The sequence below is a fragment of the Paraburkholderia sp. Ac-20340 genome (genome assembly GCF_017104965.1).
Taxonomy (GTDB): Bacteria; Pseudomonadota; Gammaproteobacteria; order Burkholderiales; family Burkholderiaceae; genus Paraburkholderia.
Genome location: NZ_JAAGPR010000084.1, coordinates 1 through 1,129, shown reverse-complemented (window position 1 = coordinate 1,129; position 1,129 = coordinate 1). Strand labels below are relative to the sequence as shown.

At 63.5% G+C, this 1,129-nt stretch carries 1 protein-coding gene; it reads left to right on the top strand.

Annotated elements, in window-relative coordinates:
* On the top strand, nt 1-1,129 hold a 1,129-nt coding region (gene glyA, locus G3N59_RS36795), incomplete at both ends, for a serine hydroxymethyltransferase (protein WP_241024851.1).

The window sequence follows — 1,129 nt, the reverse complement described above, 5'->3', positions numbered from 1 at the left end:
GAGCCGAAAGCACCATCGCCAACGTCGATCCCGAACTCTTTGCCGCGATCGAACTCGAGAACCGCCGTCAGGAAGAGCACATCGAACTGATCGCGTCGGAAAACTACACCTCGCCGGCCGTGATGGCCGCGCAGGGTTCGCAGCTCACCAACAAGTACGCCGAAGGCTATCCCGGCAAGCGTTACTACGGCGGCTGCGAAAACGTCGATATCGTCGAGCAGCTCGCGATCGACCGTGTGAAGGCGCTGTTCGGCGCGGAAGCCGCCAACGTGCAGCCGAACTCGGGTTCGCAGGCCAACCAGGGCGTGTTCTTCGCCGTGCTCAAGCCGGGCGACACCATCATGGGCATGAGCCTGGCCGAAGGCGGCCACCTCACGCACGGCATGGCGCTCAACATGAGCGGCAAGTGGTTCAACGTCGTCAGCTACGGCCTCGACGCGAACGAAGACATCGACTACGAAGCGCTCGAAAAGCGCGCGCACGAAACCAAACCGAAGCTGATCATCGCGGGTGCGTCGGCATTTGCGCTGCGTATCGACTTCGAGCGTATCGCCAAGGTGGCGAAGGCTGTGGGCGCGTACTTCATGGTCGACATGGCGCACTACGCCGGTCTGATCGCTGCGGGCGTCTACCCGAACCCGGTGCCGTTCGCCGACTTCGTCACCACGACCACGCACAAGAGCCTGCGCGGCCCGCGCGGCGGCGTGATCCTGATGAAGGCCGAGCACGAAAAGGCCATCAATTCGGCGATCTTCCCGGGTATCCAGGGCGGCCCGCTGATGCACGTGATCGCCGGCAAGGCCGTTGCGTTCAAGGAAGCGGCATCGCCGGAATTCAAGACGTATCAGCAGCAAGTGGTCGAGAACGCCCGCGTGCTGGCTGAAACGCTGGTCAAGCGCGGTCTGCGTATTGTTTCGGGCCGCACGGAAAGCCACGTCATGCTGGTCGACCTGCGCGCGAAGAACATCACCGGCAAGGCAGCGGAAGCCGTGCTGGGCGCCGCGCACATCACGGTCAACAAGAACGCGATCCCGAACGACCCGGAAAAGCCGTTCGTGACGAGCGGTATCCGTCTGGGTTCGCCGGCGATGACCACGCGCGGCTTCGGCGTGAAGGAAGCCGAGCAGGT